Genomic DNA, 19,781 nt, shown 5'->3' with positions numbered 1-19,781 from the left:
GCCGACCGCCGCGAAACGCTGCTGCGTCGACCAGGCGCCACGGCGACGCCGTTGTACAGACATATCTACCCCCGAAGATAGCCACGCACGATGAACCCCAGAAGGCTATGCAGCCTTCATGTGACGATCATGAAAGCACGGGCCGGCCGGCCGATATTCGAGACCCTGTCTTGTTCAACCGGCGCGGTCGGTATGACTACGCGCCACCTGCCGCCGGATCATCGTCCGCGTCGGTCGCTGTCCATCGGTGTGTTCGTGAAAGGCGGACGAGTGCGCCTCAGGGCAAGAGGGGCCAAGACGCGATCGCGCGGGTCGCACTTCCCAGGCGTTCGCCCACACGCCCCAAGTGCTCGCATTTAATACGCGACATTTACCCGCATCGAACGCCGGAACACCAGCCGCGACTCAGCTCTGCGTGAGCCGTCCCGCGGTCATGCTCCAGCGCCGCGTGACCCGAGCGGTCTGCAGCATGCGCCGGTCGTGGGTCACCAGGAGCACCGTGCCGTCGAAGCTGTCGAGGGCCTGCTCGAGCTGCTCGATCGCGGGCAGGTCGAGGTGGTTGGTGGGCTCGTCGAGCACCAGCAGGTTCACCTCCCGGGCCTGCAGCAGAGCCAGCGCGGCCCGGGTGCGCTCCCCCGGGGACAGCGACTGCGCCGGCCGGGTGGCGTGCTCACCGCCGAGGCCGAACTTCGCGAGCAGGGTGCGCACCTCGGCCTCGGTCCAGTCGGCTACCGCCTCGCCGAAGGCTCGCGTCAACGCCTGCGGACCCAGGAACAGCCCGCGCGCCTGATCGATCTCGCCGATACGGACGCCCGAGCCGAGGCCGGCCGTACCCGCATCGACAGGCAGCCGTCCGAGCAGTACCGCAAGCAGCGTCGTCTTGCCCGACCCGTTGGCGCCGGTCAGGGCAATGCGGTCGGCCCACTCGACCCGGGCGTCGATCGGGCCCAGCGTGAACGAGCCGCGCCGCACGATCGCGCCCGCCAACGACGCCACGACGGTGCCGGAGCGTGGCGCCGCCGCGATCGACATCTGCAACTCCCACTCCTTGCGAGGCTCGTCCACGAGGTCGAGCCGTTGGATCATGCGCTGCGTCTGGCGCGCCTTGGCGGCCTGCTTCTCGCTCGTCTCGGTACGCTTGTTGCGACTGATCTTGTCGTTGTCGGTCGACTTGCGGCGGGCATTGCGGACGCCCTGGGCCATCCAGTTGCGCTGCATCTGGGCGCGATCCTTCAGTTCACCGACCCGGCCCTCGTACTCGTCGTAGGCCTCGCGGGCATGCCTGCGGGCGACCTCCCGTTCGGCGAGGTAACTGTCGTAACCACCGTCATAGACCCCGACCGTGCGCTGCGCCGCATCGAGCTCGACGACGCGGGTGACCGTGCGGGCAAGAAACTCACGGTCGTGGCTGACGATGACCACCGGCGTACGGAGCTCGTGCACGAACCGCTCCAACCGCGACAGCCCGTCCAGGTCGAGGTCGTTCGTCGGCTCGTCGAGCAGCAGCAGGTCGTAGCGTGACAACAGCAGCGCCGAGAGCCCCGCGCGCGCGGCCTGACCACCCGACAGCGCCGCCATGGGCGTGCGGAGATCGATGCCCAGCCCGACGTCCGCCGCGACGTCACCGGCCCGCTCGTCGATGTCGGCACCGCCGAGGGCGAGCCACCTCTCCAGCGCGAGTGCGTACGTGTCGGGCGCGGCCGCATCATCGCCGGCCAGAGCGTGCGCGGCCGCCTCCATCGCATCGTGGGCAGCCGTGACGCCGGTGCGCCGGCCGAGAAAGGCGAGCACCGTTTCTCCAGGGAGCCGTTCCGGTTCCTGCGGCAGATGCCCGACTGTCGCGGTCGGCGGGCTCAGCACGATCGCGCCGTGCTCGGGCTCCAGCTCACCGGCAAGAATCTGCAGCAGCGTCGACTTGCCCGCGCCATTGGCACCGACCAGCCCTACGACGTCGCCAGGTGCGACCACCAGGTCCAGGTTGGAAAACAGCACCCGCGCACCATGACCGGCCGCCAGGTCGACGGCCTGCACAGTCGCGCTCATGGTGCGGGCAAGTCTACGGGCTCGCCGCGAGCTCCGCGGCGCTGACCCACGCAACGCGGGAGCTGATCAAAAGCCGGGGCTGAACGTCGATCAGCTCGGGATGATCCGGTCGACTGCCGTGGCCGCGTCGGCACGACAACAAGCTCAGGTGTTCGCCGCGACGCCGCCGGAGCAGCAGGTCGCGCGACCCAACGGCACGCTGCCCACCGATGCGTCGCCGCAGAGCCGATCGCGCGAGTGGTTCGGCGACGGCCCTAGGCGGTAATGGGCTACTGGCCACGCTCGATGACCGCTGGGAGAATCGCGTCGTGCCGTTCGTCTACCACCTGTGTGCCGAGGACTTCCGCGGAACGCACCTGCTCCCCCTGAACACGCTGCGGGTCGTGCACCCGGATGTCTACGACCGAGAGCGCACCAAGTGGACCGGCCGAGAGTCCGTCCTGCAATGGCAAGTACCGCATTTGGGGGTTGCCTGGGGCGACACGGTGAACCTGTCCGCCCTCGACCCGGTCCAGCTCGTCCGAGCGCGCAAGCGCCTGGGCGTTCCGTCCTCACACCTGCTCCAGCGTCGGGTCGCACGGATACCCGTGGACCGCATCGCGCATCGAGCGGCCGTCATCTACGACAGCCGCTCGCACTGGTTGAACAGCCGACCCGGCGAAACGGTCCGGTCGTCGCCGCCAGAGGACGAGTTCACTCCCTTCGACGCCGACACCTACGAGGAATTACTGGACACGCCCCGGCTTCACCCGGAGTACCTCAGCGAACAACTCAGTGCCGGGCAGCCCGCTCTCGGATTCGTCTTCGTCCGCCATGTCCTCGTCGCCGGGCCGGTCGACATCAGCGGTCTGCCACTGGAGCGTCTCTAAACCGCGCCGCCTAACCCCTGTGCATCCACCTGCGCTGACGCCGCGTCCACCTGATGCGGAGCGACTCGCAACGGCGGTTGTGGTGAGACCGTCAACGGTCGCGCCGGGTACGGGTCGCCGCGGCGGTTGTTGTCGTATTCGGCTTGCCAGGAGGGAAGTAGCCGAGCGGCCAGCGGCTGGATTTCCTCCTCCATTCCGAAGGGCAGGACCCAATCACGACGATTGGCATCGACCCAGCCGAGGAGGCGCGCGGCGTCCGCGGGCTGCTTTTGGACGATCCGGACGGCCGTCTCGACCGCGCAAGCCAACAGGTCGCGCACCCCGTAGAGCGGCTCGGCGAGGAATAGGTCGATGGCATGCTCGAGGTCAGCTGAACGCTGGTCGGCTCTGCCCAGCCGGCGAAGCAGGACAGCGCGCCGCCAAAGGTTCGCCGCACCGACAACCCCGAGCGGCCGCGGCATCTGCCCGTCCGCACGGTCGAGGGCGGCCAACGCCTCAGCCAACTCGCCACGAACGCGATGCAGATCAGCGAGCACCTGCGCAGCCTCGTTGGGCGTCTGATCTTCCTCGATCTCTCGATGAAATGCTGTCGCCGCCAAGTGCATCGCGGCGTCGAGGTCACCGACAGCGTGCAGGGCTTCAGCTCGAACACAGAGCGCGCGCGTCTGCCACTCCGGAGAGAAGGACAACGTCGCGCCCGCCAGGGGGACTGTGACGTCGAGGGCCTCGGCACCGCGCCCGGCATCCAGGAGCAGCGCGGCAAGGCGGATCCGGCCCACGTCTGCGTATCCGAGACCGGGCTCGGCTTCCAGCAACGCCAGAGCCGCGTCCATTGCCCGCGGGGGATCGGCAAAACGCAGACACCGCGCGGTCAGGCTGTCGCGCCCGAGCTGACACTCCAGCAGCTGCGCGCCGTCGAGGAGCGCGAGGGCGTCATCCACGTCGTCGTGGGCAGCCGAGAACTCCGACGCGGTCTGCGTCGTGGCCAGCAGCATCACGAGCCCGATGGCCCGGTTCATGGGATCGGAGCATTGACCTGCGCTGAGCCGCAGAGCTGTTTGCTCCGCGGGGTCAACGCCCAGACCCAGGTTCAGACGTGCCGTCATCCGTGCAGCCAGGATCGTGACCCGGTCGTCCGGACGAGCGTCGAGGGCAAGGACGTGTTCGGAGATCGACAGGTACTCCGAGGCGTAGCCGAGCCGCACCATGAATCCCTCGATACCCGCGAGCAGGGCGATCTCCGCTGCGGGCGGCCCGAGCGCCCGACGGTGGGCGATGGCAGCACGCAGGTGATCCAGCTGACCGATCACGAACGCGACCTGATCGGACACGACGGAGGCTTGCGCGAGTTCCCTGAGCCGACGGGTCAGGTAGTCCGCGTGCCGGTCCCGGTACCCGCGGCGAGAGTCGTCGGTGAGCAATTCGGCGGCGTACAGGCGGATGCTCACCAGCAAGGCGTAACCGGTCCGCTCACCGTCAACAGGGCGGACCAGGGACTTCTCGACGAGGGATTCGAGGGCCGCGAACGCGTCCAGGTCGGCGCCCGCGATCGCCTCGACAAGGTCGAAGTCGGCGACAGCGGACAGGATCGACATCGCGGCAAGTAGTTCCCGCTCCTCGGCGTCGAGTGCATCGACCGACCACGCGATCGTTGCGCGCAGCGTTCGGTGCCGTTCGGGGATGTCGCGTGAGCCCCCGCCAAGAATCTGCAGACCCGCGTCCAGACGGTGCGTCAGCTCATCGACCGTCAGCATCTTCATTCGCGCGGCGGCAAGTTCCAACGCCAGCGGCTGTCCGTCCAGCCGGCCACAGATCGCAGCGACCGCCGAGGCGTTTGCGGCGGTGATGGTGAACTCCGGTCTGACCGACACGGCGCGGTCGAGGAACAGCCGGACGGCGTCGAAGGTCGAGATCGTTTCCAACGTCTCGCCCGGTTCGGGTGAGGGCATCGGAAGCAGCAGGAACTGGCGTTCACCTCGAACGCGCAAGGCTTGTCTGCTCGTGGCCAGTATTCGCAGTGGCTCAACGGCGGCCAGCAGGGCTGCGACGAACGGGGAACACTCGAGTATCTGTTCCAGGTTGTCCAGGATCAGCAGGGTCGGCTGATCGCGCAGTGCTGCCACCAGCGCGTCGGTCGGCTCGTCGGCCCCCAACCGCACGTCGAGCGCCTGCGCGATTCGGGCCGGAACCGAAGCCGGGTCGTCGACTCCGGACAGATCGACGAACCAGACGTCACCGTCGGGGCCCTTCGCCAGCTCGGCACCGACGTGCAGAGCAAGACGGGTCTTGCCCATTCCACCGAATCCGGTGAGCGTGACCAGCCGGTTCTCGCGCACAGCGGTGGTCAGCGCGCGAACTTCCTCCTGGCGTCCGACGAAGGTCGAGGTCTGCACCGGTAGGTTGTGCCGAGCACGATCCAGCGACAGCAACGGTGGAAACGTGTTCACAAGCCCGGGATGGTCGAGCTGGAACACATGCTCGGAGCGAGCCAGGTCTTTGAGGCGGTGCACCCCGAGATCGGCCAGGCTCAGCTCCCCGGGCAGCACGGGTCCGGCCACCGCCGCGGTGGCCGCGGACACCAGGATCTGACCGGGGTGCGCCACACCGCGCAGCCGGGCGCAGCGATTGACCACCTCCCCGTAGTAATCGCCGGCGCGGAACTCGGCCTCACCCGAATGAACGGCCGTGCGGACCTGCACCGGACAGGACGTCCGCCATACTTCGGCTTGTAACGCCAGGCTGATGTCGGCGGCCGCGGAGAGCGCGCTACGCGCCGAGATGAAGACCGCGAAGCGCGAATCCCCCTCGCCCCGAGGCCGGACGAGGTGGCCCCCCGCCCCGGTCACCGCAGCTTCGACCAGCGCGTCATGACGAGCCATCGCGGCCGCCATGGGTTGCGGCTCGGACTCCCACAACCGCGTCGAGCCGACGATATCGGTGAACATGAAGGTGACCACGCCCGACGGGAGACCGGCCTCTTTCGCCCCCGGACGACGCGGTACGCAAGACATGGCCGCTCCGATCGCGCACGCCCGGGCAAGTGCTCGGCACCTCACCGGTCCATGCCGGGGACCCCGGCCAGTCGGAGTGTATGCGCGTCGGGACCGGCCCGACAGCTCTGATCGAGGCGCGCGGTTCATCACCGCCGATCAGCGGGACGTGAGGATTGACATTTCGACGACGTCACGCGGAATGTCGGATTGGGTGTGACAATCAGCGAATGGACTGCTGGACTTGTGCGCGCACCGCGGTCGGGTCGTGCCGGTTCTGCGGTCGCGGCACTTGTGCCGACCACGTCCGGACACAGGCGTTCATCCTCGAACTGTTCGAGCGTGCGGGGGTCCCCAACGCCTTGGTGGTGGAGGACGCGCTGCACTGTGGCAAGTGCCGCGTTCGCCCGGACCCGGTCCCGCTACCGGAGCTGAGCTGACGCCGGTGCGGTGGGCGATCCTGGATGCGGTCCCGGCCGAACAGGCACGCGCGATCCTGGCGGTGGCCCGCTGCCATCGAATCGGCAAGGGGCAGACGGTCTTCAACGAGGGCGATAAGGGTGACTGCCTGTACCTGTTGGAGGCGGGCAAGATCGCCATCCGGGTGACCACGCCTCGGGGGCAGGTCGCGACGCTACGGGTGCTTGTCGCCGGGGACGTGTTCGGTGAGCTCGCGGTCATTTCCCCGGCCCGGCGCAACGCCACCGCGGTTGCTCTGGAAGACGTCACCGTCCGCACCGTGCATCGTGACCAGATGACGGCGTTGCGAGCGAAGAACCCTGCTGTGGACCAGGTTTTGGTGCAGGCCTTGACGGCCGAGGTGCGGCGCTTGTCGCGGCAATTGCTGCAGACGATGTACGTGCCACTGCCGCAGCGCATCGCGGCCTGTCTGCTCGACCTCGCCGATGCCTATGCCACCCGGACCGGACCCGTGGACGTCCCGTTGACCCAGGAGGACATCGCGGGACTGTGCGGCACGACCAGGCCGACGACGAACCAGGTCCTCAAACAGCTCCAGCTCGACGGGGTCATTGCACTGGCCCGTGGCCGTATCGTCGTGCTGGACCAGCAGGCCCTGCGGGCGTCAGCCGACGCAGTGTCAGCCGACTGACAGACGCGGCGGACGGTTCCGCGCACGATGACTTCATCAAGCAGCGCCCACCACCGATGTAGGAGCCCGCGATGACCGACAAGAAGATCAAGCCCGCTGACCCGAAGGCCGTTGCCGCCCCCGAGGCGAACGACACCGAGGGCAACGCGGGAGGCGAACGCACGATCAGCCGGGTCGGGAAGGTTATCCGCAAGTCCGGCCGTAAGACCAGCGGCATCCGCTGGCCGTGAGCCGAGCACCTCGGGCAGGGCGGCTTCGCGCGAGTTGAGTACGGTCGCGCACGCGCAAGGGCCCGGTTCTGGTGCGCCCGCAAGTGTGTGGACGGTACTGGCCGAGCGCCTGGACCCGGGCCGACAACGCCCCTGCCTCGCCGCCGACGCCGAGACCGCGACGCTTGAGGTGTCCGGCCGTGATCCGATCGTCGTGCTCAGGAACGCGCGCGACGTGAGCTTCTACCGGCTCACCCCGGACGATGCGTCCCTGCTCCCGCTGTTCGACGGCAGGCGCACGGTCAACGAGATCGTTCTCGATCGCCTGGCCACCGGCGGTGGTCTCGATGCCTCCGGCGTCGCCGGGCTCGCTCGGGTGCTGGAACAAGGCGGGTTCCTGAGCGCCGGCTACCTCGACGTCGGCGCCACGCTGAGCGCCGCGCTGCATCCGCCGACGGTAAGCGGCCGGCTGGCCGCATTCCTCCGCACGCTCACGGTGGAGTGGAGCGGCGCCGAGCGGCTGGTCCAGTTCCTGTATCGGCACGTGCTGCGGTATGTCTTCAGCCGGGTCGGTGTCGCGATCGCTGCGGTGGTCACGGTGCTCGGGGCGGCGGCCTTCGCCTCGGTGACGAGGACGCACGACTACGGAATCCAGAACCGGCACTTCGGCGTGGTATTTGCGATCCTGGCAGCACTGGACCTCATCATCATCTTCATTCACGAACTCGGCCACGCGGCGGTGCTGGTCCATTTCCAGCGCCGGGTGAAGTCGGCCGGATTCCGGATCTACTTCGGCGCCCCGTCGTTCTTCATCGACTCCTCGGACGCGGTGATGCTCAGCCGCGGGAAACGGATGCTCCAGGCGGCGGCCGGACCCGGCCTGGAGATCGTCGGCACCAGCGTCGCCGCGATCACGCTTTGGGCCTTCCCCACAAGCACATCGGCGAACGTTCTGTTCCAGTTCGTGATCATCAACTACTTCGTCTTGTTCCTCAATCTCGTTCCCTTCCTGGAGTTGGACGGGTACTGGATCTTGTCCGACGCGCTGCGCTTGCCCGACCTGCGCCCGGATTCGCTCGCGTTCGTGCGACGTGATCTGTGGTTCACACTGGCCCGCCGTGAACGTTTGACCCACCGCCAGGTCGGACTGGCCGCCTACGGCATTGCCGGGGTGCTGTTCACGATCGCCGCGTTCGGTTCGGCCTGGTTCTTCTGGCGCCGCGTATTCGGGGACACGCTGCTGACCATGTGGCACGGCGGCGCGACGGGCAAATTGCTGCTGATCATCGTGTTGGCGTTCGTCCTTGGACCGGTGGTTCGGGCGTCCACGTTGACCCTTCGTTCGCTGGCACGGACGGTTCTCGCGCGAGCGCATGTGATCGTGTTCCGGCTGCAGAGCCGGTGGCGAGTCGAGGCCGCGCAACTCCTCGACGCGTCGGGACTGTTCGGTGACGTGCCGGTCGAGGTGCTCAACGACGTGGCCGGGCGCATCCGGTTGCGAACTGTGCCGCGCGGAGGCGTCCTCATCCAGCAGGGCGATACTGCCGACGCGTTTTACCTGGTACGCCGGGGGACGTTCGATGTGGTCGAGAACGGCGCGACCGGAGTGTTGCGCACTGTCCGGCGAGGGGAGGGCTTCGGCGAGTTCGGACTGCTGGAAGGGGCTCCGCGGACGGCAACGGTGCGCGCCGCCGAGCGCGGGGAGGTGTTCGTCCTGGCCAAGGGCGCGTTCGAACGATTGCTGGCCGGCCGCGCCGTCGGGGCCGCATTCGCACCGACGCTGCAGCAACTCCACGAACTCGCGGCACTGCCGCCCTTCGCCCACCTCGCCGCCGACGACCTGCGCCTGCTTGCCGCCCAGGGCACCTGGATCGCTGTCGCCCCGGGGCAGACCATCATGACCCAGGGCGAGGGAGGCGACGCGTTCTACGTCATCGGCTCCGGGCGGTTGGACATCATCGAAAACGGGACCACGATCGCAACCCGCAGCGCCGGCGAACACGTCGGCGAACGAGCCCTGCTCTGCGAGTCCCCGCGCGCCGCAACAGTCCGAGCCGCCACACCGACCCGGCTCTTCCGCCTGGATCGCGACGGTTTCACCACGTTCGTCGCGGCCGGTTTCCACCGCGGAACGCTGCGGTTGAACGATGCCCAGAGCCAGCCGCACCAGCACTGACCGCCACCGTGGCGAAGGCCCCTGAGGCGATCGCTCGGAAGAACCCGGATCAGGGGTTGGCAAGACGCGCCCGTCCGCGCCCTCGTGCTGGGAATGGTCTGCGCTCGCGGGCCGTCCTTGCCGGCCGACTGGCGAGACGAGGTCGATTGCGACCGCGATTGCCGGGGGATGTCCGGCACCTCGTCGCGGGGCACGATCTTCATATCCGACGCTCGCTGGGCCGTCTGTTGCCTAGCCTGAGCGTTGGCCCGCGGATCCTGCCCGTTGCTCTGTCCCCGGTTGGCGGTCATCTGCTCGTTCGCGCCGGACGGAGCCTGGGCAGCCACCGGAACGCGCTCGGCTTGCATCTGACGGACAACGTCGATGCGAGGATTACCGGCGCGGTGACCTTGGCGCGGAAACCTTCGGCGACCTTGGCGAGTTTGTCGGCGGTGGCCTGCTGCCACCCGCTCAGCTGAACGAATTGGTAGCTCACATAGCCGCCGGAGGCGAGTTACCGCATGCATCATGAGCATTTGGCCGATGAATTCAGAAAAGCGTTCCTTATCCCTACGCGTTCACGATCATGCCTCGACGGCGCCGCGGGTTGGCGGGTCTACCGCGTCCCGCTGCATCGCGGCGAGCACGTCGTTGTGGAGATCGTCGCGCGGCATCGGACGGTCCTGTCCCTTCCAGGAAGCCCACACCAGCTCATCCAGCCACTGTTGGCATTCGATGATCATCGCCTGAGTGGATGCGGAGGCCAACAGCAGCGCCGTCGCGTACGCATCCTGAAGCCCTTGATACACCGGCACCTGGTCATCGGGCATGTGACCGAGCGGCGGTCGTCCCAGCTGCCGGTTGGCCACTGCGGCGGCGGACATGATGATCGCGTTCTCGTGCGCGAGGAAGGTCGAGTACGCCTCGCGCCGGGCCCGCGCGACATCGGTGGCGTGCTCCCATTCGCGATCGGCGATCCAGCGCTGGCGCTCGGCGCGGTGGGTGGCCCGAAGCGTGAGGAACGAGGTGGCTGACGCGACCACGCCGCCACCGAGGGCGCCCGCCACTCCTACGATGACATCGGCCGTCACGTCGTCCTCCCAGCGTTTGTGCCCGCGAGACCGGGCCAGCTATGGCGTGTCCATCATCTCCCCGTTGCGGTTCCCCGTCGCGGTTCCCCGTCGCGGTTCCCCGTCGCGGTTCCCCGTCGCGCTTACTGCATTGTGCGACCCGACTTTGGCCGGCGCCCGGCGTGTCGCCATAGTTCGGGCCGCACAATGGATGCCAGCGCGGTCGAGGTGGTCACCGGGCCCGTACTGCGTAGGTCAGGTGCGTCACCCGCGGCGTCGATTCCGCGCGGATCGGCTCCAGCGCCAAGCGGGCGGCGTCCACACCGTCGAACAGGCGAACACCGGTGCCGAACAGGACGGGCGAGAGTGCGATCGCGAACTCGTCGATCAGACCGGCGTTCAGGTACTCAAGAATCGTCGCGCCACCGCCTGCGATGCGGACGTCGCGATCTGCGGCGGCCTCGCGGGCCAGGCCGAGCGCGGACTCGATACCGTCGTTGACGAAGTAGAACGTGGTCCCGCCAGGCCGCTCCCAAGGGTCACGTTTCTCGTGCGTGAGCACGAAAACCGGCGTGTGGAACGGCGCGTCCTCTGGCCACGCCTGCTCGCCGGCATCGAACATGCGTTTGCCCATCACGCTCGCACCGGTGCGCTCGAAGGTCTCGCCCAGGATGTCGTTGTCGCGCCCTTCCTCGCCGCCCCCACCGAGCTTGAGGTTCTCCCGGAAGAACCGCTGCGGGAAGACCCAACGCTGCAATTCCATCCATTGCCGCCCCATCAATTCCTCGGCGGCCTCGGGGGCGATGAACCCGTCCAGCGACATCGACACACTGAAGAACACCGTGCCTGCCATCAGTCCTCAACTCGTTTCGGCGCGTTCTCGGCGAGGTAGGCCGCGAGGTAGGCCGAGAGGTTGTTCACGGTCTGTTCGCCACCTTCGATCGCGTGGTACTGCTCCACGGCCTCGTCGCGCAGTTCCTTTGTCAGGAACACCGTGCGCAGCTCGAGCTCGGTCGCGGCGCCGTCGGGCACGAACGTGAGCACCGACACGAAGGCGTTCGGGTCGCTGCGGTACTCGCCGTGCAGCAGTGTGATTCGCTCGGGCGCCGCGATGTCGGTCCAGGTGATCCACTCCTGGTAGTCCGTCCCGTCCGGCCCGTGCATGACGAAATCCCATTCCCCGCCAACGCGAAACTCGAACGCCCGCGTCGTGGTGGTGAAACCTTCCGGTCCCCACCATCGCGACAGGTGCCGGAGCTCGGTGAAGGCCTCGAACACCAGCTCTCGTGGGGCATTGATCACCCGTGAGATCACGATCTCGCGGTCTGCCGTGGCCGATTGCACCGGCGTTCCCTGTCCTACAGCGCTCATTGAGCTACTCCTTCTGCCTGGTCTCATTCAGTTCCTGCACGTACACGTCCAGCCGGTCGAAGCTTTCGTTCCAGAACCGCTCGAAGCCGCCGGCCCACTCGTGAACCGGCCGCAGCCCGCGGGCGTCAAGGCCGTAGAGCCGTTGCTTTCCTGCCTTGCGGTCTCGCACCAACCCGACCTCCCGAAGCACCCTCAGGTGTTTCGACGCCCCTGGCTGGGTCATCCCCAGCTCCTGGGCCAGGTCGGTGACCGGCCGTTCACCCGTCCGAAGCAGCACCAGGATCGCCCGCCGTTGCGGCTCCGCAATCGCGTTGAAGACGTCTGACGTGGTTGCGGCTCGGGCCATGTTCCTATCATATGCCTATATCGGTATGCGTCAAGCAAACGGCTCTGACCCTCCGTAGCAAATCGGTAACGTACGACGCATGCTCACCAAATTCGAGAACGTCGGCATCGCCGTACGAGACCTTGAAGCGACAATCGCGTTCTTCACCGACCTCGGGCTGAGCGTCATCGGCCGGGACACGATCAGCGGAGAATGGGCCGACACCGCCGTCGGTCTCGACGGCAACCACGCGAAGATTGCGATACTCCAGACTGCCGACGGCAACGGTCAGCTGGAACTGTTCGAGTACATCCATCCCGAGGCAATCGAAACCGAGCCCACCAGACCCAACGAGATCGGCATGCACCGGGTCGCCTTCTCCGTCGACGACCTCGACGAGGCCCTCGAGATTGCTGCCAGGCACGGATGCCACCCTCTGCGCGGCGTGGCCACCTACCAGGACATGTACAAGCTCACCTACCTCCGAGGCCCGAGCGGCATCATCGTGATGCTTGCCCAAGAGCTCGGCGGTGGCTGAGCCGCTACCTATCCATCCAGCAACCGCGCAAAATTCTCAGCGGCTGCGGCGGTAGCGTTCGTAGATCACGCGCGATCCGAACGTTTGCGTCTCGATCAGGTCAAAGTCGATGTCGCCGGTGAGAGGCGGCAGGTACGGTGTGCCACCGCCGACCGCGATCGGAACACGGAAGATCCGCAGCTCATCGACCAGGCCCATTGTGATCGCTGCCCCGGCGAGGCCGGCGCCGCCGATTTCGACGTCCTTGTCGGTCCCGTTGAGCGCCGCGGCAATCTCAGCTGCCACGGATCGGTCGGCGAGCCGGGCGTTTCCCTGGACGCTGTCGAGCGTCCGGCTGAAGACGACTTTGGGGAGGGCGGACCAGGCATCGGCGAACTCCACCCCGAGCTCGGTGGCGCGCAGCGCTGGATCGGTCTCCCACGGCAGCATGGTCTCGTACAGGCGGCGGCCACAGAGGTGAGCACCGAGATCGCGCACGCGCGCAAGGTGAAACGCGAACAGCTCATCGCTCGGCGCGCTCCACCCGAAAGCCCCGTCGCGGTCATTGATGTAGCCGTCCACCGACACGCTCATGGAGTAGATCAGCACGCGGGGATCCTAGTCCGGACACTCGGCCGATCCCTGCCCTGTTCGACGTCCACAGCCCGATCAGCCTCGGCACCGGCACTTCGAACTGCTAAGAGGTATCAGCGCACTGTTCGGCGATACAGCTGCCGAAACTCGTCCCGGCCGAGTGGGTCGATCTCATCAACGGTGGCTGGTCCGACTGCGGCGATCACGGCGCGGATCTGGGCGAGGTACGCGGCGCAGTGCGGGCACTTGGCGAGATGCTGCTCGAGTCGGCGGCGCAGCTTGCTCGCAAGCGCCTCGTCGAGGTAGTCAGAGATCAACTCGACGGCCCGGCGGCACGCCAACTCGTCGCGGTGAAAAGAGCGTTTCATTGCGCGCTCACCGCCTTCGTGATCACTGTGCGCAGGTGTTCGCGGCCTCGGTGCAGCAGCACCCGCTGGTTCGCGTCGGTGATCGACAGTACCGCGCAGGTCTGGGCGCCGGTCAGCCCCTCGACATCGCGCAAGGTCACCACGGCTCTCTGCATCGGGGGTAGGTCTTCGACTGCAGCACGGATCCTCGCGGCAAGTTCTGCGTCCCTGGCCGCGTCAGCGGCGAGGTCGGGCCACGGCGTCGGCGGGGAGGTCCACGCTCCTGACTCGGTGAAGTGTTCGGCGTCCACTACCGGCCCGATCTGCTCGACTGGCAGCGTGCGCTGCTCCTGGACGGCGGTACTGCGGGCACGATTGACGCAGATCTGCAGCAGCCACGTGCGTAGCGAGGAGCGGCCCTCGAACCGGTCTATGCCGGTCAGCAGGGCGAGCCACGTTTCCTGAACGACGTCCTCGGCGGTCTCGGCGCGAGTGACAAAGCTGCGGGCGAGTCTGATCAACTGTGGCTGGTACCGCCCGACGAGGTCCATGAAGGCGACCTCGTCGCCGGCGCGTAACCGATCGACGAGCTCGGAGTCGGTGTCGAAACTGCCCGCTCGCACCATTCGAGCCTAGGTCCACGCGGGTCGATCGACTCCGGGTGAAGTCCTTACGAATCAAGAACAAGCCGCGCTGAAAGGGTGTTCGGCTGTAACGGCGGACGACATCGGGTGACTGAACCAGGTCAGCATCCGCGCCTCACCGTCTTCCAGGGAGTCCACCATGTACAACCGTCTCGCTCTGCCCGCCTGCGGCATCATGCTCGCCGCCGGGGCCGGCCTCGCTGTGAGCCTGCCGGCCTCTGCGACCGCCGATCCGTCACACGCCTCCCGTGTGGTCGGTCACGCCTACATCGACGGCAACACCGCCGGCGCAAACACGGTCGCCGCATTCGACCGGCACGCAGACGGATCCCTCACAGAGATTGCGGGATCTCCGTTCGCGGTCGGCGGCTCCGGGCTCGGTACTGGACTCGGTTCTCAGGGCGCCATCCAGACCAGTCCCGATCACCGGTTCCTGCTCGCCGTCGATGCCGGCAGTAACGAGATCTCTGTCCTCAAGGTCGGCCACGGCGGTGCTCTGCGGCTCGTCGGGTCGCCGGTGCCCTCAGGTGGGGTCGAGCCGGTGAGCATCGCCATCAACGGCGACGGGTTGGTCTACGTCGCCAATGTCGGTGCCGGCGGCAGCAACTACACCGGTTTCCGCCTTTCGAACAAGGGCCATCTCATCCCGCTACCGAACACGACCGTTGCGGTGCCGGACGGTTCCGGAGTCGGTGACGTCCTGTTCAACTCCACCGGAGACCGGCTCATCGGCACGCGAGACAACCCGTCCCTGATCGACAGCTTCACCGTGCGCCCGGACGGCCGGCTGGTTCCCGCGGCCGGCTCACCCTTCCCCGCGCAGAGTCTGGGCCCGATCGGCGCGGAGTTCCGCCCGACGAACCCGAACCAGCTCTACGTCAGTAACGCCCACGCCGGAGCAGGTAACGGCACCGTGTCCGCGTTCTCGGTCAGCCGGCATGGCGTGCTCACCCCGATCGGAGACTCACCCGTTGCGGACTTCCAGACGGCGCCATGCTGGGTGGAGATCAGTCATGACGGCAAATACCTGTTCGCGATCAACACCGGGTCGACGAACCTGTCGACCTATGCGATCTTGAGCGACGGATCGCTGAGCCTGCTTGGCAGCACCGCGTTCACCAATGGAGTCGGCGCGGTCGACGCGCGGCTGTCGCCCGACGGAAGGTTCCTGTCGGTCACCGGCGGCCGTGGGCACGTTGTCAGCACCTTCGCCGTTGACGGAGGCACGCTCACCGAGCTGCCCAGCTCTCCGGTCGCGCTCCCGGCGTCCGGCGCCCCCACCGGCCTCGCAGTCATCTGAGATGGACTTCCACGCAACGGTGAGACGGGAACCCCACTGATGACCGCCCACTCGCTACCGCCAGCACAACCGCCGCTAATGCCGCTCGGGCGCTTGCACGCTATTGCCCTTGCCCTGTTCGGACCGCCCGACACCCCGGGGCACCCCTTCACCGGCACCAAGTACGACCCGCGACTCAAGCAGTGCTGGGACGAGCAGCGCCGCGACGTCCGCAGAGAGGCACGCGCGCACCGCCGAGAGGCACGCGACGCCCGCCGAGAGGCACGCATGCACCGCCGAGAGGGGATGAACCGGCTCCGATGAGCCCGTAAGGTGGTCAGCGAAACAGGGTGCGCCGGGAAGTCTGGTCGGCAACGACGTTTGCCGTGCCCGACCACCGACCAGGAGCCTCATGTCTGACACGTACCCCTACGCGTGGCTGCTGCTGTTGACCGCGGCGGTCGGCATGGCCGCCGTGCTGTCCAACCGGCTGACGCAGCGGGTCCGGGTGCCGGCCCCGGCCCTGCTGCTGGTCGCAGCGGCCGTAGCGGTGAAGGTCATTCCGGCTTTGCACGCCCCGCCGGAGCACGTCGTGGAACGGCTGGTGACGGTCGCGCTGGTGTTCATCCTCTTCGACGGCGGCATGAGCATCGGCTGGCCAACGTTCCGCACCGCCGCGCGCCCGATCGCACTCGTGGGGATCGCCGGAACGTTCCTCACAGCCGCTGCGGCCGCCGTGTTCCTGCATCTGGCTGTCGGCTTGGACTGGTACGCGGCGCTGCTGGTCGCGACCGCGGTGGCCCCGACCGACCCCGCGGTTGTGTTTTCGGTGCTCGGCCAGCGGGAGATCTCGGGCATCAGCGGCACCATCTTGGAAGGCGAATCCGGCGCCAACGATCCAGTCGGGATCGCGCTGATGACGAGCCTGCTCGCTGCCGGGGGATTGTCCGCCAGCGCGTTCGTTCACATCGGCTCGGAGTTCGCTTTGCAAATGGCGGTCGGCGGCGCCGTGGGCGTTGTCGGCGGGAGGGCCCTCCTGTGGTTCATGCGGGCGGTTCCCCTGCCGGGTGAGGGCCTGTATCCGCTGCGCACGACGGCCTGCGCGCTTGCCCTGTTCGCCATCGCGACCCTGGCCCACGGGTCGGGGTTTCTGGCGGTTTTCGTCGCAGGCATCCTCCTCGGCCGTGCCCGCGCCCCCTACAAGCGCGAGATCGAACACTTCCACTCCGGACTGTCCAGCCTCGGCGAGATCGTCGCGTTCGTAGTCCTGGGTCTCACCGTCGACCTGGGCGAACTTGTCCACCGTGACGTGTGGATCCCCGGGCTCGCCCTAGGAGCCGTGGTGGCGTTCGTGATTCGGCCGATCCTCGTCGGCCCGCTGCTGGCGGGAGCCGGGCTCGCACGAGCTGAGAAGGCCTTCGTGTTACTCGCGGGGCTCAAGGGCGCGGTGCCGATCCTGCTGGGCAGCTTCCTGCTCAGCGCGCACCTCCCCGACGCCGGCCGGCTGTACGGAATCGTCGTCATCGTCGTAGTTTTCTCGGTCATCGTGCAGGGCAGCCTCGTTCCCACCGCGGCCAGGCTGCTGCGGGTGCCGATGCGGACGGTGGAACCTGAACCCTGGAGCCTGGGCGTCCGACTTCGCAACGAACCCGACGGCGTACAACGACTGACCGTCGCATCCGGCTCCGCCGCCGATGGCAGGACCATCGCCGAGCTGTCCAGCCTTCGCGAAGGCGCCTGGGTCAGCTTCGTCGTCCGCGACGGCCGCCTTGTGCAAGCCAGCGCGGACACCGAACTGCAAGCCGCTGACGAGGCCCTCGTGCTGGCGGACCCGGACGTCGCCGCTCAGTTGCGGGACCTCTTCGAACAACCCGAGACCTGACCCAATCGGAGTGACGGTCCGGGGCCGCCCAGACACCACCGCAGTCGGTCGCACACCTTCATGCCCGGCGACTACGAGTATTTCCGGAAATCGCCATCGCCGCGCGGTTCACCGATACCGCTCGCGAAGCCGTTCGGGATCAGGCCGTAGGTCCCCCTATCGATGGTGCGAATGCCGAGCCGCGGCGAACCAAACCCGGTTCTCGTTACGAACCGTCGGCGATGCCGGCCGGTGAAACGTTGGCTTCGTCGGTGAGTTGCCCAAGCGATGCTGGTCCCGCGTGACCGATGTCAGGTGGCCGTCGACGCCGCGGCCGCTTGCAGGTCAGCGACGCAATGCCACGTCCTGAGGGTTCGGGCGGTTCTTGCGGTCGTCGATCTCCATCCAGACCTCGACGACACGCAGCGGGCCGAAGCCGACCTTCTCATAGACGCCGTGCGCGTCACGGGTGCCGAGCACGAATCGCGGCACACCTCTGCGGCGCAGCTCATCGACGAGTGTCCGCACCAACCAGGTGCCAATGCCCTTGCCACGCCAGTCGTCGTGGACAACGACGTCCCCGATCCACGCGAACGACGCAAAGTCCGTCGTGGCTCTCGCCAACGCGACGTGTTCGCCCGTAGGTGTGTAGACGCCGACGACGTAGGAATGCTCGATCGACCGCTCGATCGTCGCCCGGTCGCGTTCGTCGGCCCAGTACGACGCCGCGAGCCACGCGACGATACGGTCGAGATCCAGCTGGGACTTATCGTCGGAAGCCCTAAGCCCGTCGTCCCGTTCATCCAAAATTGCCACGACCGGACGCTAGCCGTTCCGCGCCTGGTATGTCGCATCAATTGGTGGCATGCCACCCGCCTCCCTGGGCGCAGACGGGACGGTCGGCGCTGGTGAGCTGGTGTGGGTGGCTCGCGGTCGATCAGGGTCGCTGACTCAGGTCGCAGATCGCGGGCCGGTTTCCCAGACGATCTGCATGGTGGCCGCGAGTTTCCCGGCGGTCGCCGCGTCGCTGGTGACGGCGCGGGTGAGGAGCTTGCGGGCGCTGTGGAAGGGGAGTTGGTCCAGCACCCAGCCGAACAGGCGCTTGTGGATCGGCTTGAGCGATTCCTCGCCGACGATGCCGGCGAGACCGCCCGCGATCGCTCCGGGTGGGCCCGCGGCGAGACCGCCGGCCATGGCCCCGGCTACGACGCCGACAGCCTTGGGCAGCAGGTCGACGGCGAGGTACCTCGTCATCTCCAGCTCTCCTCGGTCGGAGTCCAAGGCCTTCGCGACGCTGTCTGCGGCCGCGGTGAGTTCCTGTCGGGCTGCGGCTGAGTCGTCGCCGGACCCGCTCAAGGCTGCGGCTCGCAGCCGACGGTATCTGGCCACTGCCGGCGAGTCACGAAGGTCCAAGGCTCGACTGAGCAGCACATCCGGGCCGTCACGCAGCGGGTTCAGCCGCGACAGAAGGTAGGGCAGGAACGATGGGGTCCACGGCAGTTGCTGGTCACGCCAGCCATCGCCGGCAAGCCGGAAGCGGCGCGCGAGCTCCTGGTAGATGGCGGCCTCGGCCTGATCGTCCGCCCGACCGTCGCCCAGACCGGCGGCGGCGACCAGTCGGCTACGGCGCGGTGAGAGGACATGTGGGACCCCGGACTGCTGGGCGTAGCCGGCGAACACGAGAACGCCGACCATGAACTGGGCCAACCTGACCTGCTCGGGGTCGGGCAAATCGTTCTGCAGGCCCTCAAGGTTCGGCTCCCACTCGTACTCGATCTGTTTGATGCCGTTCAAGATGTCCTGCGCGGTCCCCGCCGGCAGGAACGGGCCGTTGGCCAATTGCCGCCGGAACTGGCCTATCGCCGCCGCCTTCGTTGAGCTGTAGGCCTGCCACTGCACGTCGACGGGAACGATGACCTGTCGATCCTGATTGAGGAGGGCGCCGAGGCTCTGGTCGAAGTTGAGCCCGATGTCGAAGGTGGAGGTGTAGTTGAAGGCCGGTAGTTGCTCGTGCAGGACGAGTAGGTCGAAGAAGGTGACAAGACTTGCGAGGTCGTCGGTGATGGCCGCCGACTGCTGCTCGGCCAAGGCTCCAGCCGCGGCCCGGCCCTTTAGGAAGATCTGACCCATCCGAAAGATGACGGGATCGACGATGACTCCAAGACCTCTCGCGCCCAGTGCGCTCCACTCCAAGGGAGAAGCAATAGTCAGCGAGTCCATGACTGACCCCCAACGACGAACCGGTGCCGAACTGGAATCAGTGTGCACCTTCACCACGGCGCACCACGAGACCCGGAGAGGACACAAGCCTGTCCTGTATCGACGCCTTGACAACCCAGGCCAAAGTCCTCGCCCGGAAACGAGGGTGCCCTATCGACGCCCACGCCTAACCGTCG

General features: G+C 67.4%; 18 protein-coding genes. 7 read left to right on the top strand and 11 right to left on the bottom strand.

Going from position 1 to position 19,781, the window contains the following annotated elements; genetic code table 11:
• Positions 1-405: 405 nt before the first annotated feature.
• Entirely contained in the window at positions 406-2,043 is a 1,638-nt protein-coding gene (locus tag M6D93_RS04585) for an ABC-F family ATP-binding cassette domain-containing protein (protein ID WP_249773181.1), read from the bottom strand.
• Positions 2,044-2,252: 209 nt separating this feature from the next.
• On the opposite strand from M6D93_RS04585, the gene M6D93_RS04580 reads away from it, so the two are divergent.
• Entirely contained in the window at positions 2,253-2,912 is a 660-nt protein-coding gene (locus tag M6D93_RS04580) for a hypothetical protein (protein ID WP_249773180.1), read from the top strand.
• On the opposite strand, the gene M6D93_RS04575 is transcribed toward M6D93_RS04580, so the two are convergent.
• Positions 2,909-5,923 (bottom strand): ATP-binding protein, encoded by a 3,015-nt coding sequence (locus M6D93_RS04575; RefSeq protein ID WP_249773179.1) that lies wholly within the window; start codon positions 5,921-5,923, stop codon positions 2,909-2,911. The genes M6D93_RS04580 and M6D93_RS04575 overlap by 4 nt on opposite strands.
• Positions 5,924-6,296: 373 nt before the next feature.
• Here M6D93_RS04575 and M6D93_RS04570 point away from each other — a divergent pair, with 373 nt between their 5' ends.
• From M6D93_RS04570 to M6D93_RS04560, 3 genes are all read left to right on the top strand, one after another.
• Entirely contained in the window at positions 6,297-7,013 is a 717-nt protein-coding gene (locus M6D93_RS04570) for a Crp/Fnr family transcriptional regulator (RefSeq protein ID WP_249773178.1), read from the top strand.
• A 71-nt stretch (positions 7,014-7,084) separates the two neighbouring features.
• Positions 7,085-7,243 (top strand): hypothetical protein, encoded by a 159-nt coding sequence (locus M6D93_RS04565; RefSeq protein ID WP_249773177.1) that lies wholly within the window; start codon positions 7,085-7,087, stop codon positions 7,241-7,243.
• Positions 7,244-7,328: 85 nt separating this feature from the next.
• Positions 7,329-9,398, top strand: a complete 2,070-nt coding sequence (locus M6D93_RS04560) for a cyclic nucleotide-binding domain-containing protein (protein WP_249773176.1) — start codon at positions 7,329-7,331, stop codon at positions 9,396-9,398.
• Between the two features lie 563 nt (positions 9,399-9,961).
• Here M6D93_RS04560 and M6D93_RS04555 read toward each other — a convergent pair.
• From M6D93_RS04555 to M6D93_RS04540, 4 genes are all read right to left on the bottom strand, one after another.
• Positions 9,962-10,468 (bottom strand): hypothetical protein, encoded by a 507-nt coding sequence (locus M6D93_RS04555; RefSeq protein WP_249773175.1) that lies wholly within the window; start codon positions 10,466-10,468, stop codon positions 9,962-9,964.
• A gap of 211 nt (positions 10,469-10,679) precedes the next feature.
• Positions 10,680-11,300, bottom strand: a complete 621-nt coding sequence (locus M6D93_RS04550; RefSeq protein WP_249773174.1) for a dihydrofolate reductase family protein — start codon at positions 11,298-11,300, stop codon at positions 10,680-10,682.
• Positions 11,300-11,818: an SRPBCC family protein gene (locus M6D93_RS04545; RefSeq protein WP_249773173.1), complete on the bottom strand. Its 519-nt coding sequence runs from the start codon at positions 11,816-11,818 to the stop codon at positions 11,300-11,302. Before M6D93_RS04545 ends, M6D93_RS04550 begins: the two co-directional genes overlap by 1 nt.
• A gap of 4 nt (positions 11,819-11,822) precedes the next feature.
• A complete protein-coding gene (locus M6D93_RS04540; RefSeq protein ID WP_249773172.1) occupies positions 11,823-12,164 on the bottom strand; it encodes an ArsR/SmtB family transcription factor in 342 nt (113 codons plus the stop codon).
• A 79-nt stretch (positions 12,165-12,243) separates the two neighbouring features.
• Between M6D93_RS04540 and M6D93_RS04535 the strand changes: the two genes are divergently transcribed.
• Entirely contained in the window at positions 12,244-12,681 is a 438-nt protein-coding gene (locus tag M6D93_RS04535; RefSeq protein WP_249773171.1) for a VOC family protein, read from the top strand.
• Positions 12,682-12,717: 36 nt separating this feature from the next.
• Here M6D93_RS04535 and M6D93_RS04530 read toward each other — a convergent pair whose 3' ends face one another.
• The 3 genes from M6D93_RS04530 to M6D93_RS04520 all read right to left on the bottom strand — a co-directional run bounded on the left by M6D93_RS04530 (position 12,718) and on the right by M6D93_RS04520 (position 14,224).
• A complete protein-coding gene (locus tag M6D93_RS04530) occupies positions 12,718-13,269 on the bottom strand; it encodes a dihydrofolate reductase family protein (protein WP_283818637.1) in 552 nt (183 codons plus the stop codon).
• 98 nt (positions 13,270-13,367) lie between these two features.
• Positions 13,368-13,622, bottom strand: coding sequence for an anti-sigma factor family protein (locus M6D93_RS04525; RefSeq protein WP_249773169.1), 255 nt, complete (start codon positions 13,620-13,622; stop codon positions 13,368-13,370).
• Positions 13,619-14,224, bottom strand: a complete 606-nt coding sequence (locus M6D93_RS04520; RefSeq protein ID WP_249773168.1) for an RNA polymerase sigma factor — start codon at positions 14,222-14,224, stop codon at positions 13,619-13,621. The genes M6D93_RS04525 and M6D93_RS04520 overlap by 4 nt, the downstream gene beginning before the upstream one ends.
• A 160-nt stretch (positions 14,225-14,384) precedes the next feature.
• Between M6D93_RS04520 and M6D93_RS04515 the strand changes: the two genes are divergently transcribed.
• Complete coding sequence (locus M6D93_RS04515; RefSeq protein WP_249773167.1) at positions 14,385-15,545, top strand: lactonase family protein; 1,161 nt, start codon at positions 14,385-14,387, stop codon at positions 15,543-15,545.
• Positions 15,546-15,936: 391 nt separating this feature from the next.
• Positions 15,937-17,406, top strand: a complete 1,470-nt coding sequence (locus M6D93_RS04510; RefSeq protein ID WP_249773166.1) for a cation:proton antiporter domain-containing protein — start codon at positions 15,937-15,939, stop codon at positions 17,404-17,406.
• A gap of 324 nt (positions 17,407-17,730) precedes the next feature.
• On the opposite strand, the gene M6D93_RS04505 is transcribed toward M6D93_RS04510, so the two are convergent.
• Both M6D93_RS04505 and M6D93_RS04500 read right to left on the bottom strand, forming a co-directional pair.
• On the bottom strand, positions 17,731-18,201 hold the full coding sequence (locus M6D93_RS04505; RefSeq protein ID WP_249773165.1) for a GNAT family N-acetyltransferase: 471 nt from the start codon (positions 18,199-18,201) through the stop codon (positions 17,731-17,733).
• 135 nt (positions 18,202-18,336) lie between these two features.
• Positions 18,337-19,605, bottom strand: coding sequence for a hypothetical protein (locus M6D93_RS04500; RefSeq protein WP_249773164.1), 1,269 nt, complete (start codon positions 19,603-19,605; stop codon positions 18,337-18,339).
• Positions 19,606-19,781 lie beyond the last annotated feature (176 nt).

Source organism: Jatrophihabitans telluris (genome assembly GCF_023516435.1).
Classification (GTDB): domain Bacteria; phylum Actinomycetota; class Actinomycetes; order Mycobacteriales; family Jatrophihabitantaceae; genus Jatrophihabitans_A; species Jatrophihabitans_A telluris.
This window is presented reverse-complemented; position numbering and strand designations above follow the sequence as displayed.

Bases quoted from the DNA above. Each gene is read 5' to 3' on its own strand.
- M6D93_RS04515 (WP_249773167.1), top strand. From the start codon at position 14,385: ATGTACAACCGTCTCGCTCTGCCCGCCTGCGGCATCATGCTCGCCGCC.
- M6D93_RS04535 (WP_249773171.1), top strand. From the start codon at position 12,244: ATGCTCACCAAATTCGAGAACGTCGGCATCGCCGTACGAGACCTTGAA.
- M6D93_RS04565 (WP_249773177.1), top strand. From the start codon at position 7,085: ATGACCGACAAGAAGATCAAGCCCGCTGACCCGAAGGCCGTTGCCGCC.
- M6D93_RS04510 (WP_249773166.1), top strand. From the start codon at position 15,937: ATGTCTGACACGTACCCCTACGCGTGGCTGCTGCTGTTGACCGCGGCG.
- M6D93_RS04580 (WP_249773180.1), top strand. From the start codon at position 2,253: ATGCGTCGCCGCAGAGCCGATCGCGCGAGTGGTTCGGCGACGGCCCTA.
- M6D93_RS04575 (WP_249773179.1), bottom strand. From the start codon at position 5,923: ATGTCTTGCGTACCGCGTCGTCCGGGGGCGAAAGAGGCCGGTCTCCCG.
- M6D93_RS04550 (WP_249773174.1), bottom strand. From the start codon at position 11,300: ATGGCAGGCACGGTGTTCTTCAGTGTGTCGATGTCGCTGGACGGGTTC.
- M6D93_RS04540 (WP_249773172.1), bottom strand. From the start codon at position 12,164: ATGGCCCGAGCCGCAACCACGTCAGACGTCTTCAACGCGATTGCGGAG.
- M6D93_RS04545 (WP_249773173.1), bottom strand. From the start codon at position 11,818: ATGAGCGCTGTAGGACAGGGAACGCCGGTGCAATCGGCCACGGCAGAC.
- M6D93_RS04585 (WP_249773181.1), bottom strand. From the start codon at position 2,043: ATGAGCGCGACTGTGCAGGCCGTCGACCTGGCGGCCGGTCATGGTGCG.
- M6D93_RS04500 (WP_249773164.1), bottom strand. From the start codon at position 19,605: ATGGACTCGCTGACTATTGCTTCTCCCTTGGAGTGGAGCGCACTGGGC.
- M6D93_RS04525 (WP_249773169.1), bottom strand. From the start codon at position 13,622: ATGAAACGCTCTTTTCACCGCGACGAGTTGGCGTGCCGCCGGGCCGTC.